The sequence below is a fragment of the Croceibacterium selenioxidans genome, assembly GCF_018599195.1.
Lineage (GTDB): Bacteria > Pseudomonadota > Alphaproteobacteria > Sphingomonadales > Sphingomonadaceae > Croceibacterium_A > Croceibacterium_A selenioxidans.
The window spans coordinates 501,912-515,248 of sequence record NZ_JAHFVK010000001.1; the positions used below are offsets into that span (position 1 = coordinate 501,912).

Annotated in this window: 16 protein-coding genes; all 16 read right to left on the bottom strand. The window is 65.6% G+C overall.

Translation table 11 applies throughout. The features are described from left to right. Nucleotides 1-56: 56 nt before the first annotated feature. Genes KK137_RS02435 through KK137_RS02510 form a run of 16 tightly spaced genes read right to left on the bottom strand, consistent with a single transcriptional unit; the run spans nt 57 to nt 12,818 of the window. On the bottom strand, nt 57-1,184 hold the full coding sequence (locus tag KK137_RS02435; RefSeq protein ID WP_214534456.1) for an EscU/YscU/HrcU family type III secretion system export apparatus switch protein: 1,128 nt from the start codon (nt 1,182-1,184) through the stop codon (nt 57-59). Further along, on the bottom strand, nt 1,181-1,966 hold the full coding sequence (fliR, locus tag KK137_RS02440) for a flagellar biosynthetic protein FliR (RefSeq protein ID WP_214534457.1): 786 nt from the start codon (nt 1,964-1,966) through the stop codon (nt 1,181-1,183). The genes KK137_RS02435 and fliR overlap by 4 nt, the downstream gene beginning before the upstream one ends. After that, nucleotides 1,963-2,235: a flagellar biosynthesis protein FliQ gene (gene fliQ / locus KK137_RS02445; protein WP_214534458.1), complete on the bottom strand. Its 273-nt coding sequence runs from the start codon at nt 2,233-2,235 to the stop codon at nt 1,963-1,965. Before fliQ ends, fliR begins: the two co-directional genes overlap by 4 nt. A 2-nt stretch (nt 2,236-2,237) precedes the next feature. Continuing rightward, nucleotides 2,238-3,020: a flagellar type III secretion system pore protein FliP gene (fliP, locus tag KK137_RS02450; protein WP_214534459.1), complete on the bottom strand. Its 783-nt coding sequence runs from the start codon at nt 3,018-3,020 to the stop codon at nt 2,238-2,240. After that, a complete protein-coding gene (locus tag KK137_RS02455) occupies nt 3,017-3,295 on the bottom strand; it encodes a flagellar biosynthetic protein FliO (RefSeq protein ID WP_214534460.1) in 279 nt (92 codons plus the stop codon). Before KK137_RS02455 ends, fliP begins: the two co-directional genes overlap by 4 nt. A 5-nt stretch (nt 3,296-3,300) precedes the next feature. After that, nucleotides 3,301-3,570, bottom strand: coding sequence for a flagellar motor switch protein FliN (gene fliN / locus KK137_RS02460; RefSeq protein WP_214534461.1), 270 nt, complete (start codon nt 3,568-3,570; stop codon nt 3,301-3,303). Continuing rightward, nucleotides 3,567-4,472, bottom strand: coding sequence for a FliM/FliN family flagellar motor switch protein (locus KK137_RS02465; RefSeq protein ID WP_214534462.1), 906 nt, complete (start codon nt 4,470-4,472; stop codon nt 3,567-3,569). The genes fliN and KK137_RS02465 overlap by 4 nt, the downstream gene beginning before the upstream one ends. After that, a complete protein-coding gene (locus tag KK137_RS02470) occupies nt 4,469-5,050 on the bottom strand; it encodes a flagellar basal body-associated FliL family protein (RefSeq protein ID WP_214534463.1) in 582 nt (193 codons plus the stop codon). Before KK137_RS02470 ends, KK137_RS02465 begins: the two co-directional genes overlap by 4 nt. Nucleotides 5,051-5,082: 32 nt before the next feature. Next, a complete protein-coding gene (locus tag KK137_RS02475) occupies nt 5,083-6,261 on the bottom strand; it encodes a hypothetical protein (RefSeq protein WP_214534464.1) in 1,179 nt (392 codons plus the stop codon). Nucleotides 6,262-6,293: 32 nt separating this feature from the next. Then, a complete protein-coding gene (locus tag KK137_RS02480) occupies nt 6,294-6,719 on the bottom strand; it encodes a hypothetical protein (protein WP_214534465.1) in 426 nt (141 codons plus the stop codon). Then, nucleotides 6,709-8,040 (bottom strand): FliI/YscN family ATPase, encoded by a 1,332-nt coding sequence (locus KK137_RS02485; protein ID WP_214534466.1) that lies wholly within the window; start codon nt 8,038-8,040, stop codon nt 6,709-6,711. The genes KK137_RS02480 and KK137_RS02485 overlap by 11 nt, the downstream gene beginning before the upstream one ends. Further along, nucleotides 8,034-8,612: a FliH/SctL family protein gene (locus KK137_RS02490; RefSeq protein WP_214534467.1), complete on the bottom strand. Its 579-nt coding sequence runs from the start codon at nt 8,610-8,612 to the stop codon at nt 8,034-8,036. Before KK137_RS02490 ends, KK137_RS02485 begins: the two co-directional genes overlap by 7 nt. Then, nucleotides 8,605-9,624: a flagellar motor switch protein FliG gene (locus KK137_RS02495; RefSeq protein WP_214534468.1), complete on the bottom strand. Its 1,020-nt coding sequence runs from the start codon at nt 9,622-9,624 to the stop codon at nt 8,605-8,607. Before KK137_RS02495 ends, KK137_RS02490 begins: the two co-directional genes overlap by 8 nt. Further along, complete coding sequence (gene fliF / locus KK137_RS02500; protein WP_214534469.1) at nt 9,621-11,270, bottom strand: flagellar basal-body MS-ring/collar protein FliF; 1,650 nt, start codon at nt 11,268-11,270, stop codon at nt 9,621-9,623. The genes KK137_RS02495 and fliF overlap by 4 nt, the downstream gene beginning before the upstream one ends. A gap of 4 nt (nt 11,271-11,274) precedes the next feature. Beyond that, the gene (gene fliE, locus KK137_RS02505; protein ID WP_214534470.1) at nt 11,275-11,640 is read right to left on the bottom strand and encodes a flagellar hook-basal body complex protein FliE; all 366 of its coding nucleotides are present in this window, start codon (nt 11,638-11,640) and stop codon (nt 11,275-11,277) included. Beyond that, nucleotides 11,637-12,818, bottom strand: coding sequence for a sigma-54 interaction domain-containing protein (locus tag KK137_RS02510; protein ID WP_214534471.1), 1,182 nt, complete (start codon nt 12,816-12,818; stop codon nt 11,637-11,639). Before KK137_RS02510 ends, fliE begins: the two co-directional genes overlap by 4 nt. Between the last annotated feature and the right edge of the window lie 519 nt (nt 12,819-13,337).

The following is a 13,337-nucleotide window of genomic DNA, read 5'->3' on the forward strand; positions in this document are numbered from 1 at the left end:
CTGGCGAGGGTGAGGATTAAGGGGAAAATTCCTCCGCGTTACGGGGAGGATCTTCGCTACGAACCCAACCGTCCTTCCGCGTCGAAGCGCAGTTCGAGCGGCACGTCGATCGCGGGGAGGCTCGGCATTTCGCCGCGCTTGAGCGAGTAGACGAAGGCCAGGACCGAGGCGAGGGCGCCGTAGAGCTCCTCGCGGATCGTCTGGTTCTCGCGGGTGGTGAAGTAGACCGACCGCGCGAGTTGTGGCAGTTCGATCATCGGCACACCCAGTTCGTGGGCCAGTTCGCGCATGGCCATGGCCTTTTCGCCGCGTCCCTTGGCCAGGACGATCGGAGCTGAAGCCTTTTCCGGGTCGTAGGTCATCGCCACGCTGAAGTGGGTCGGGTTGGTAAGGACGAACTGCGCTTCGCGCATCGCCGGGGCGACGCCACCCATGGCGATCTCGCGCTGGCGCTGGCGACGCATGGCTTTCGCCTCGGGCGAGCCTTCGGCCTCCTTGTTCTCGTCGCGCATGTCCTGGTGGCTCATCTTGAGGCGCTGCATGCGGCGGACCCACTGGATCGGCACGTCGATCAGCGCGATCGCGACCAGGCCTGCGGCGAGGGCGAAGAGCAGGCTGATCAGCGCGCCCCATCCGGCCTGAAGCTGTTGCGACAGGTTGCCCTTACCCATGCCCGCGATCGTTTCGAGCCAACTGCTGCCCCAATAGAACGCGATGCCGCCGAGCAGGGCAATCTTGAGCAGGCCTTTGCCCATCTCGATCACCCCGGTCATGCCGAACATACGCTTGAGACCCGACAGCGGATTGATGCGCGAGCCCTTGAAGGCGATGTTGGAGCCGACCCAGCGCCCGTCGGAAAAGCCGAGTTGCGAGACGACCGTGAGCAGCATGATCGGTACCGCCAGCGAGGCGAGCGGCGGGAACACCGACAGCAGCAGTGAGATGAGCGTCGAGCCGACGCTGAAGTTGTCGATCGCGTTCCGGTCGAATGTCAGACCGCCGCGCAGGGCGTCGGCCATATCGCCGAGAAGCCAGGGCCCGGCAAAGGCGAGCCAGGCGGCGCCGAACAGCATGACGGCAGCGGTCGACAGTTCGCGCGAGCGGAGGACGTCGCCCTTGGTGGCTGCGTCGCGGCGGCGCTTCTCGGTTGGCGCAAAGGTCTTTTCGCCGGCGCTCTCGCTCATCGGATCAGCACTTCCTCGACTTGTTCGAGCGAGACTGCGGCGACACCGGTAAGCTGGTCATAGATCATCGGCGCGGCGAGGATCACCGCGGTGATCCCGGCCAGCACGCCCGCCGGAAGGCCGAGGGCGAAGAGGTTGAGCGATGGCGCGGAACGGCTGAGCACGCCGGTGAGGATCTGCACCAGCAGCAGTACCAGCGTCACCGGTAGCGCGATGCGCACAGCGGTTTCGAGCATGGTGCCGGCGAACGAGGCGATCAGCGCAAAGCGATCGGCGCCGAGCCAGGTCTCTCCCGGCGGGAAGGCGTTGTAGCTTTCGACCACCAGGTGGATCCAGTGGAGGTGCGCCCCCGTCGCAAGGAAGATAAGCGTCAGGACGATGGTGAAGAATTGCCCGAAGGCAGTGGTTTGGCCCCCGCCGCTTGGGTCCGCCGCCATGGCCATGCTCATGCCCATGCCGCCGCCGATGAGTTCCGCTGCCACGACCGGAGCGGCAAAGGCGATCTGCAACACGAAGCCCAGCGAGACGCCGACCAGGACTTCACCGAGAACCGCCAGCAGGCCCTGCACCGAAAATAGCGCTTCGGGCACTGGGATACCCGGCATCCAGGCGGCTACGAACACGGCGACCGCGCCGGTCGCACAAGTGCGTACGGTCACCGGGATGATCGCAGCGCCGAAGATCGGCGCCGCCATCATCGCGGCTCCGATCCGGGTCATCAGGAAGACGACGCGCCAGAACTCGGTCTCGAGGGCGCCGAAGCCGAAGTCGAGGGCGATCATTGGCCGATGCGGCTTATCTCTGCGAAGATCTCTTGCATGAAATCACCCAGCAGCGTCATCATCGACGCGCCGAAGATGACCAGCACGATGGCGATCGCGGCAAGCTTCGGGACAAAGGTGAGGGTCTGCTCGTTGACCGAGGTCGCGGCCTGGATCAGGCCGATCACGAGACCCACCGCAAGGCTGGCGAGGAGCACCGGCGCCGCGAGCAGCGCCGTGACCCACAGCATCCTGTCGGCGAGCGCAAGCAGGTTGGAAAGGTCGTCCATCGCTAGACAAAACTCGCCGCGAGGGAGCCCATCAGCAGCGCCCACCCGTCGACGAGGACGAAGAGCAACAGCTTGAACGGCAGGGAAACGAGCATCGGCGACATCATCATCATGCCCAGCGACATGAGGACGCTGGAGACGACGAGGTCGATGACGAGGAACGGCAGGAACAGCATGAAGCCGATCTGGAAGGCGGTCTTGAGCTCGCTGGTGACGAAGGCCGGCAGAAGGATCGAGAAGGGCACATCGGCGGAAGACTGAAACTTCGGCGCCTTGGCCATGTCGGCGAACATCGCCAGGTCGGTCTTGCGGGTCTGGCGGATCATGAAGCCGTGGAATTCGGTACCGGCCGCCGCGATCGCCTGTTCAGCGTTGATCTGGCCGGCGGAATAGGGGGCGAGCGCGTTGGCGTTCACTTTCTCCAGCGTCGGCGCCATGACGAACAGCGAGAGGAACAGCGACAGACCGATCAGCACCTGGTTCGGCGGAGACTGCTGCAGCCCCAGCGCCTGGCGCAGGATCGCCAGCACCACGATAATGCGGGTGAAGCTGGTCATCATCAGGATCAGGGCCGGCAGGATCGTCAGCAGACCCATGACCAGCAGCAGCTGGAGCGACAGGCTCAGCGGTTCGCCACCTGCACCGGCCATGTTGCTGAAAGCGCGGTCGAGCGCGCCCGGCATGGCCGCCGATGCAGGAACGGCCTGCGCGACAGCCGCCTGGGCGTAGGCCAATTTCGGAAGGATCAGCGCGACGAGCGCCGAAAGGGAGGCAAGACGCTTCACGCTGCGGTCTCCACGACTTCGCGAGCCGGCGCTTCGGCCAGCCGCGTGAGGCCATTGCGCGAAGTCGAGACGAGGATCTCGCGGCCATGGAATTCGATCACCGCCAGGCGCATCGTGGGGGAGAGCATGGTCGTCTCCACGATCCGCACCGCGCGGGTGCCGCCTTGCGGGCCGCCGAACTTGCCCTGCAGTCGCTGGGTCAGCTTGAGGCTGCCCCAGATCATCCCGCCGATCAGCGGCAGGAGCAGGAACAGCTTGAGGATATACCAGCCCACTGGGATTACGCCTCGAGTGCGGGTTGGGCCGGTCCGACCAGCTCCAGGATGCGCAGGCCGAAGCGGTTGCCTTCGGCCACGACTTCGCCCCGGGCGATCAGCTTGCCATTGACCTTAACGTCGAGCGGTTCGTCGACCAGGCGATCGAGCATGACCACGCTTTCCTCACCGAGCGCCAGAACATCGCGCAGGTGCAGGTCGGTGCGACCGAGCTCCACCGTCAGGCGGACATCGATGTCCTGGATCAGGCCAAAGCCCGGAGCTTGGAATGTCACTGTGGGTCCTTTCGGGTAAACATCGTCGTGGTCAGTTGCAGGGCAGCCCGGTCTTCGAACTCACCCACAGTTCCCTTTGCAATGATCGTGCCACCCACGCGCAGCGGAACGGCGCGAGCGACCGGGATCGGAATTGTCTGCCCCGGAGCGAAGGTCGCGAGGCGGCTCAGCGGGATGCGCATTTCGGCGAGAACCGCTTCGACCGACAGCGGAACGCTGGCGAAGGGATCGTCGAGCGGCCCCATCTTGCGACGCTCGCGGCGCTTGGGCGAGGACGGCGCCGCGACGATCGAGGGCAGGGTTTCCGCCTTCGTCGCCACCGTCATCGTCCATGGCTTCAAGCTGCCGTCGTCGATCTCGAGGGTCAGGACTACGAGCGCTTCCGCCTTACGGTACGGGGAAATCGTCGAGTACGAGCAGTCGCGCTCGGCGATCGTCAGCGGTCCGAGGTCGGTAACCAATTGACCGAGCGCCTCGGTAACCATTTTCTCCAGGCGCTGGGCCAGGAGGTCGGCCGAGAGCGGCAACACCTTGGGCAGGGCCTCGGTCAGTTCTCCCGTGCCGCCGAACGTCCGATCGAGCTGGGCGAGGATCGCCGCGCCGTCGATAGACAGAAGCAGGCGGTGCGAACCTTCTTCCGGTCCGAGGAGAGAATTTGCCGCCAGCGGCAAAATCTTGCCGGCCAGGTCGCCACCATTCATGCGGACTGCGCTCTCTACCCGCACTTCAGGAGCCTTGCCGCCGGAAAAGGCGGCGAGGGACGGAGCGATTGCGCGCGCCAGACGTTCGCCGAGCCGCCCGAACTCGGGCAGCAGGTCCACTTCCTCGCCACGCTGGCGGAACAGCGCCTCGCAGTGACTTACGGCAAGGCCAGCGGCCTTGAGGGTGCGTTCGGGTTTCATTGGACGATGAAAGTCAGGAAGTGGACATTGTCGACGCCACCGAAGCCTTCGGCCTTTTCCAGCACGTCGTTGATCGCCGCGGTGAGGCGCTTCTGCAGCTGGGCCTTGCCCTGCGGCGTTTCGACTTCCTCGGCGCTGGAGTTGGCGATCTCCACCAACAGGCGCGAGCGGATCGCCAGCTGGTGCTCGGCCAGCCACATCAGCACACGCCCGTCATAACGGGTCGAGGCTGCAAGGCTCAGCTGCACCAGGCCGTCGGAATTGCGCAGGTTGGAGGTGAATTCTTCGGGAAACCGGTAATAGGCGGTGCGGTACTTGCTGCCACCGTCGCCATAGACCAGTTCGGCGCCGCCTTCTTCTCCCTTGGCGGGAGCGGGAGCGTAGGGATCGTCCTCGCCCTTGCGGACGAGCTTGGGCTTGTTGTCCTCTTCGCCATGGCCCTTTCCGATCACGCCGGTCTGGACCAAAGCGAAGGCACCACCGCCGCCAGCCGCGACGAGGACGATCCCCAGGCCGATCATCATGATCAGGCCCTTGCCCTTCTTCGGCTTCTCTTCACTGGTCTTCTTGCTGCTCATCGTGTTCCTCGAATGTCCGGAGGTGGGGGCGCTCAGGCGAAAGTGCCGGAGCGGGATTCAGATTGGGCGAGGTCATCACGCTGCCGGGTGCTGTCGCGACGGCCCTGGCTGTTGCGCTCGCCCTGAGGGCGGGTCTCGCCGCCCGAGCCGGTACCGGCTCCGCGATCCATGGGGCTGTCGCGGTGCTGGGTGCCGGAGCGGGAGGCGGCGTTGTCCTGGTTGCCGGCGGTGGCGCTGTCGGCCTGGACGGCGGCGGCAACCGCGCGCTTGAGGTCGGGGTCCGATCCAGCCAGCTCGACCGAGAGATGACCGTGAACGGTCTGTTCGATACGGATCGAGACTTCGCCAAAGTCGGCATGGTCGATATCGATCGTAGCCTGAGCAGGCATAAGCGCTTCGCGGGCGGCGACCAGCCGGTCGAGCGTGGCGCCGATGTCGACAGCGTTCGCGTTGTGCAGCGACGCGACGTGGTTGGTGGCGTGATGCGTCGCGGCCGTCGGCGCGTCCGGCGAAGCGGCCGAGAACTGCGGTGCCAGCGGCTGTACGACCGGCGCGTCCGCCCGAGCCGCCAGGGCCGGGCTCGCCGCCTTGGTGGGTGCGGTCGTCGCGACGGCTTCGGTGGCTTCGGCTGCCGGAGTTTCCGTTGTGGCCGGGCTGTCCACGCGAACGGTGAGGGAGATTTCGGTTGGCGCTGTGCGGCGATCCGGCTTCGCCGGTTGCTGGAGAACGGGGAGCGCGTCCGCAACCACCGGCGGCGGCATCTGCGGGCTCACCGTCGGAGCCGACTTCGCCGGGACGGCCGGCAGCTCAGCGACTTCGTCGGTTGCGGGCAATGCCGCGGCAGGAAGGCCCGCGAGGACGAGCTGCATCATCTCGGGCGTCAGGGCGACGGGCGCGTCCTTCTCGTCGGTCTCGGTGGCTGCCAGGTCGGTCTCGCCTTCGCCTTCCGGCGACGTCGGCAACAGGCCCGGCAAGATTTTGCCGCCGGCAATTGCCGCACCGGCAACGGGAGAGGCGAGAGCCTGTTCTACCGCAGTGGCGGGATCGGCTGCCTTGTCGGAGGAAGTGGCGATGCCGGAGAGCGTGGAGAGCAGGTTGCCGAAGCTGGCGCCTTCCTCGGATACGCCTTGCGTTAACCCGCTTTTCTTACCGCCGGCGATCGCCTGCAGCGCTGAGGAAAGGGTCGACGATGAAGAAGCAGTAGAGAGCATAGTCTTGGCCGTTCACCATTGTTTGCTCTCTGCTAATCAAGTTCCGTGCCAGTTTGCCTCGTGGTCGGCAGAACGGGCCGGTTATTGCGCTCGTCCAGCAGCCGGGCGAGGCCACGGCGCTGTTCTTCGGCGTGCTTCTGGCGGCGGTCGGCCGAGGCGAGGTCGGCCAGACGGGCGTCGGCCTCGACCCGTGCATGGTCTGCCTGCTTGGCTGCGGTGATGCCGAGCGCGTGCAACTGCGCGGAGAGCATGACGACACCGCGCAACTCGTCTCCGTCGGCGACGGAGGAGCGTCCAGAATAGGCCTGCCCGAGCAGCATCGTCCGTTCCGAGATTCCCGCGAGGCGTGCGCGACGGGCCTCGGCCTCGTAGGCCTCGGCCGCGACCTTGCGCTTTTCGGCAGTGCGGACGCGTTCGATCAGCTTGGCGCGCTTGAGGCGCCCGCGATCAGCCATCATGGCCGATCAGCCGCGACAGTTCCGCAAGGGAGGATTCCAGCGAGACCAGGTCTCCGGTCGGCTGGCCGAGAAACTTGGTCAGGTCCCCGTGCATGGCGATGGCCCGATCGACCAAAGGATCAGCGCCAGGGCGATAAGCACCCATCAGCACGAGATCGCGGTTACCTTCGTAGGCCGAGCTCAAGGCGCGAAAGCGGCGCGCCAATTCGGCGTGCTCGGGCGGAACGATGTCGTTCATCACGCGGCTGAGCGAGGCGGCGACGTCGATGGCTGGGTACTGTCCGCGCTGGGCCAGATCGCGCGAGAGCACGATATGGCCATCGAGGATCGAACGGGCGGTATCGACCACCGGATCGTTGTGGTCGTCACCATCGGCAAGGACCGAGTAGAGACCGGTAATCGAACCGCCGCTTTCCGCGGAATTGCCAGCTCGCTCCACCAGCTTGGTAATCGTTGCGAGAGCCGATGGAGGATAGCCGCGCGCCGCGCCGGGCTCTCCGAGGAGGAGCCCGATTTCGCGAGCCGCGTGGGCGATGCGGGTCAGGCTGTCGATGATCAGCAGGACGCGTTTGCCTGAGTTGCGGAAATGCTCGGCCAGGGAGGTCGCGAGCAAGGCCCCGCGCAGGCGCAAGTTGGGCGCATGATCGGCGGGTACGGCGACGACCGCGGTGCGCCCGGCCTTTTCGCCGTGCATGTGACGTTCGACGAAATCGGATACTTCGCGGGCGCGTTCGCCAATCAGGCCTACCACGACCACGTCTGCCTGGGCACCGCGGGCGATCATGTCGATCAGCACCGACTTGCCGACACCCGATCCGGCCATGATGCCGACGCGTTGCCCGACGCCGAGCGTCATCAGCCCGTTGATGGCGCGGATGCCGATGTCGAACGGCTCCTTGACGCTGGCGCGGTCGAGAGCGCCCGTACGGACGCCCCCGGCTGGCCAATCGATCTTGCTGCGCAGTGCCGGTCCGCCGTCGATCGGCTTCCCTTCGCCATCGACAGCGCGCCCGAGATAGGCAGGCCCGACGGGCAGCATGCCCGGCGCGCCTTCAGGACGCACGCGAGCGCCAGGACGCAGCAGCACTACGTCGCCGAGCAAGGTCATCATGGTGCGACCATTCCGAAAGCCGATCGTCTCGGCGGTCAGAGCGGAACCTTTTCCGTCGTCGATGCGGCACAGGGCGCCGACCGGGACCGAAAGCCCACTGACCTCGATCAGGCCGCCATCACAGGCCGTGACCAGACCATAGCGCTGCGGTCGAAAGTCGACCGAGGCGTCAGCGAAATCGCTAAGAACGGAGTCGATCTGGCTCAGCATTCGCGGAACGCCTCGAGCAGCATGCGGCGCCAGTGCGCTGGGCCGTCCTCGATTCCGCCGTCGGCGGTTTCGATCCGCAGGCCTCCGCGCTCCACGCTGGGATCGCCCTGAACCTTGAGGTCCTCGGGCAGGCGCTGGCGCACGAGTTCGAGGTCCTCCGGATTGAGCAGAACGAGCTTCTCATCCTGGGCGCGCTGCAACATCGAGACGGCTTTCTCGGTGCGCCTGGCCAGTCCCTCGGGATCGATTGCCAGCGGGATGACGGCTGCTTCGCACAGGGCATGGACCGTCTGGCGCAGGCGCTCGGTCAGGTCCGCGGCGGAACTCTGGTCGAACAGGGCGAAAGCCAGTTCGATCTTCTTCCGGGCGGCTTCGCGTTCAAGGTCGAGCCGCTCCGCTTCGACTGCCGCGGCCGCCGCGCCTTCGCGCAATCCGCGTTCGTAGGCCTCGACGACCGGATCCGGCGGAGCGTCTCCCTGGACGACGGGAGCTTCGCCGAAAAGGACGGAAAAGCGCGGGTCACGGGCGAAAACGGCAGGGCGGGCAAACTCTTCGAACGACATGCTAGACATATTCGTCTCCGCCGTCGCCGAGCGAGATCGTGCCTTCGGTGGCGAGGCGCTTGGCGGTCGCGATGACCGATTGCTGTGCCGTGAGCGCATCGGCCTTCTTGACCCGGCCGCGCGCCTCGATTTCGTCGCGCACGCCATCGGCCGCACGGGCAGACATCGCTGCGAAGAACGGCTCGCGCTCTTCTTCCGTGATGCCCTTGAGCGCGTCGATCAGCACTTCGTTCTCGATCTCGCGCAGCAGTTGGCCCATCGTCTTGGCGTCGAGCTTGAAGAGATGTTCGAACTTGAACATCTCGTTCTCGAGTTCCTTGGCGAGCTTTTTGTCGACCTTGGTGATCTCTGGCATCACGCGCTTCTCTACGGCCTTGACCGCGGCGTTGATGATTTCCGCCGCTTCGCGCACTCCGCCCATCGAGAGCGGGACGCGGCCATGGTTCGTGGCGATCCGGGTCGAGAGCATTTCTTCGAGCATGACCAGTGCTTCGGGCGCGATCGGGTCGAGTCGGGCGACACGCTGAATCACCGGCGCCTGAACGGCTTCCGGCAACCCGGCCAGCACTTGCGCCGCAACCTGGGGATCGAGCTGGAGCAGCAGCACCGCAATGGCCTGGGGATGCTCTTCCTCGATCAACGAGATGATCACGTCGGCGTTGAGCCAGCGGGCAAGCTCGAGAGTCGGGCTCTGCTGCTGCCCGGCGTCCGGGGCGATCCGGCGCATGAGGCTGTTGGCCTTCAGCTCGCCGACTGCTCCGGTCATGATCCGGCGGACGTCTTCGGAGCGATCCTGCGCCGGCAACCCACCCTGCGAGGCGCTTTCGGCAAAGCCGGTCAGCGCGTCGGTGATGGCCGCGGGGCCAAGCTCGCCAAGGCCAAACATCTTCGACCCGAGCTGCTGCAACTCTTCCGGCGACAGCCGTGACAGCAGGCCCGCTGCGTCTTCTTCTTCGAGCAGCATGACCAGGATCGCCGCGCGTTCCGCGTCGGGCAATCTATCCAGAACGTCCTCGCTCATCGGGCTGCCTCCGCATCAGGCCGATTACCCGCCAGCATTCGTTTCAGGGCGAGTACGGCGTCGTCGGGCTTTTCACGTACGATGCGTCGGGCAAGGTCGATCTGTGCGGCGAGCTTCTCGCGCTCGGATTCTTCTTCCGCCGGTGCAGCTAGTGCGGCGACGTTTCCGGCCGGAGCCAAGGCTGCGATCTCCCCGCTACCTTCCTCGGCTTGCGCCTTTGCCTTGCCGGTCAGCGCCTTCATGAGCGGGCGAACCGCCAGCAGCAGCACCAGCAGCACGACAACCAGAGCCACGCCGTTGCGCAGGATCATCGCGAACCAGGAGGTTTCCCAAAAAGGCAGCGCCTCCGCATCGACGACTTCGAAAGGACGCACCATGACCGCGACCTGATCGCCACGGTTGGGGTCGATGCCCACGGCCGCGCCGATCAGCTGTTCGAGCTTCTTCATCTCCGCGGCGCTGGTGCCCTTCATCGCCTCTTTGCTTAGCGCGACGGCGACGGTCAGGCGGCGGATATTGCCCGGCGCGTTGTTCGACACGGCGACTTCGCGACCGAGTTCGTAAGTGCGCGTCGCGCTGCTTTCGCCGGTTGTCGGATTGGCCGGTTGCGGGACAGTGCCCAGGGGCGCGCCAGGCTGCACTTGGGTCGGGGGAGGCGGGCTGTTCGAAAGGACGCCCGGTACACCCACGGCGCCTGAGCCGACCGTCTGGCTCTGCTGCTCGGTTTCCCGGCGGATCGAGCCGTCCTTGTCGTAGCTTTCGCGCGCCGAGGTGACCTCGTTCATGTCGAGATCGACCTGAATCTCGCTCGAGAAGTTGCCTTCGCCGATCATCGGCGTCAGCAGCTGGGCGACTTGCGCGCGGAGCTTATCTTCCATGCGCGATTGCAGGTTAAGGCGGTCCGACTTGTCGCTCGACGGTTCCGACAGCAGGCGGCCGTGCTGATCGACGATCCGCACCGCATCGACCGTGAGGCCTGGGACGGACGCGGCCACGAGATTGGCGATCGCGGTGACCTGGCTGTCGGCAAGCTGCCGACCCGGGGCCATCCGGACCATGACCGAGGCGCTCGGCGGCGCATCGTCGCGCACGAAGACGGAGCGGTCCGGCCGCGCGAGGTGGACCCGCACGGCTTCCACGCCGTCGATCTCCGCGACAGTTAGAGTGAGCTCGCGCTCCTGGGCGGCGCGCAGGCGATCGCCTTCGAGCGTCCGGCTGGCTCCCATCGGCAGGGAGTCGAGCATTTCCGCGCCGCTCTGCGGCATCGCCAGCGCGTTCTCCGACGCCACGAGCATGCGCGCCTTGTAGAGGTCGCCTTCGGCGACGGTCAGCGCACCGGTCGCGTTATCGATCGTGTAGTTGATCGAGGCCTTGTCGAGCGCTTCGACGACACCGGCCCGTTCGCTATCGCCGAGCGAGGCGTAGAGAACCCGCTGCGGCGGCGTCGAAAAGGCGGCCCAGGCAATGGCGACGAGACCGATGGCGGCCACCCCGGCGAACCAGGGCAGGGCCTTCCTGACGGGCGGCTGGGCGGCGAACGCGCTGACGCGGTCCATCGTCCCGAGCGAGGGATTGCGCAGCGGATCGAGCAGCGATTGCGGCCGCGCCGCCCCGCCTCCCCCGGCTGCTGGAATAAGGTCGCTCATCTAATCAAACCCCCATCCGCATGATGTCCTGGTACGCGGACAGCAGCTTGTTCCTGACTTGCAAGGTCGCCTCGAACGCGACGCCGGCTTCCTGACGGGCGAGCATGACCTTGGCGATGTCGGTCACCTCGCCGCGTTCGTAGCCTTCGCTCAATTCCGAAGCGTTCTTCTGGGTCGCGTTGACACCGTCGAGCGCGGTCTTCAGCGTGTCGGCGAAGCCGCCACCCGCCGGGGCGGACTCCTGCGGGGCTTCTGCCTGCCGGGCCCGGTGCAGTTCTTGCAGCAGGCTCGAACGGTCGATGATCTGCTGACGCATGGCGATGATCTGGGCGACGGAGCCGCCGCTGCCGATGCTATTGATAACGCTCATCGGCCGGCTCCCATGGCAAGGCCGGCATCACGGAAAGAAGCCAGGCGATAGCGCAGGGTACGCTCGCTGATGCCGAGCTGGCGGGCCGCTTCGGCGCGACGTCCGCCGCAAGCGTTGAGCGTTTCCATGATGGCGCGTGCTTCCGAGATCTGGACGATCTTCGACAGCTTTTCGCCGGAGCCTGCCTCTTCGTCTTCCGCCGCAGGGGGCTGGGAGACCAGGCGCACAGGACGGTCGAACACGATGTGCTCGGGCTGGATCATCGGCTGGCCGGCGGCCAGGATCTGGGCGCGGCGCATGACGTTCTCGAGCTCGCGCACGTTGCCCGGCCAGCCGTGACCACGGAGAGCGGCGAGGGCGGCATCGCTGATCCACGGGGCCGGGGCTCCGTCGGGCGAGTGGCGCAGGAGCAAGGCGAACGCGAGCGGAGCGATATCCGCCGGGCGTTCGCGCAGCGGCGAAAGGCTCATCGGGAAAACGTTGAGGCGATAGTAGAGGTCGGCACGGAAGCGGCCTTCCTCGACTTCGAGCGGAAGGTCGCGGTTGGCGGCGGCGACGATACGGACGTCGACCTTGACCGGACGGGTGGCGCCGACCGGGATCACTTCGCCTTCCTGCAGGGCACGCAGAAGCTTGGCTTGCAGCTGCAACGGCATCTCGGCGATTTCGTCGAGGAACAGGGTGCCGCCATCGGCGGCGCGGAAGAAGCCTTCGCTGGCGGAGTTGGCACCGGTGAAGGCGCCCTTTTGATGGCCGAACAGCAGCGCTTCGATCATGGTTTCGGGAATGGCCGCGCAGTTAACCGCGATGAACGGCTTGTCGCGGCGGTTGCTGCGGTTGTGAATGAAGCGCGAGAGGACTTCCTTGCCGGTTCCGGTCGGGCCGTTGATCAGCACTGGAATCTCGGTGTTAGCCAGGCGATCCGCCATCGCCAGTACCGACAGCGTGGTCGGATCCGCCGCCACCGGCTCGTGACGACCTGCGAGCAGGGCGACGAGGGCGGCGAAAGAGGCTTCCGCGTTGGGATCGTCATAAGCCAGACGAGCCCGCGTTGCCGTGCGGCTGAGGCCGCAACGATCGCTACGCGATACACTTACAGTCGAGGCGCGATCGGCCAACAGCCTTTCACTGTCATCCCCGACAGTGAGTGAGCGGCCCGGAAAAAGCGAAGCCGCCATTCCCGCAATCCGTGCCGCAAGGGCCGGATGATTTTTCTTGAACGCATCGGATGTTTCCAACGACCCCACTTCGAATACCCCCTGAACCGGTAACTCTTGAGGCGCTTTTGGGGCGGGGACGTGAAAAGTATGGCTAATTATAGGTGACGTATAAGTGCGTAAGTAACTTTACGTATTTTTGCCAAAATACGGATAGGGCGAGGCTCGCACGTAACCCGCCCGGAACTGTCGAATTAACTTTCTTGAAGAAATTTTTGAGTGCGCGGAAAAAATTTGCCGAAATTCGGCGCGCGTTCGCGAGAGGTGTTAAGGGATGGCGCAGGACGCGGTACGCCTGGCCTGGACGGCCGCCATCGCCCCCTCGCGCAAGAAGGAGGGAGCCCCGCAGCGCGCTTTGCAACGAGCTTTCTGAAAAGCCGGGCTTAAAATCCGCACCACTCCTGCCGGTCTTGTCCATGGCTGCCGCTTGCCAACGAACTTTTCTCGGCAGCGCACGAAGACTTGGGACCGTATCGAAGG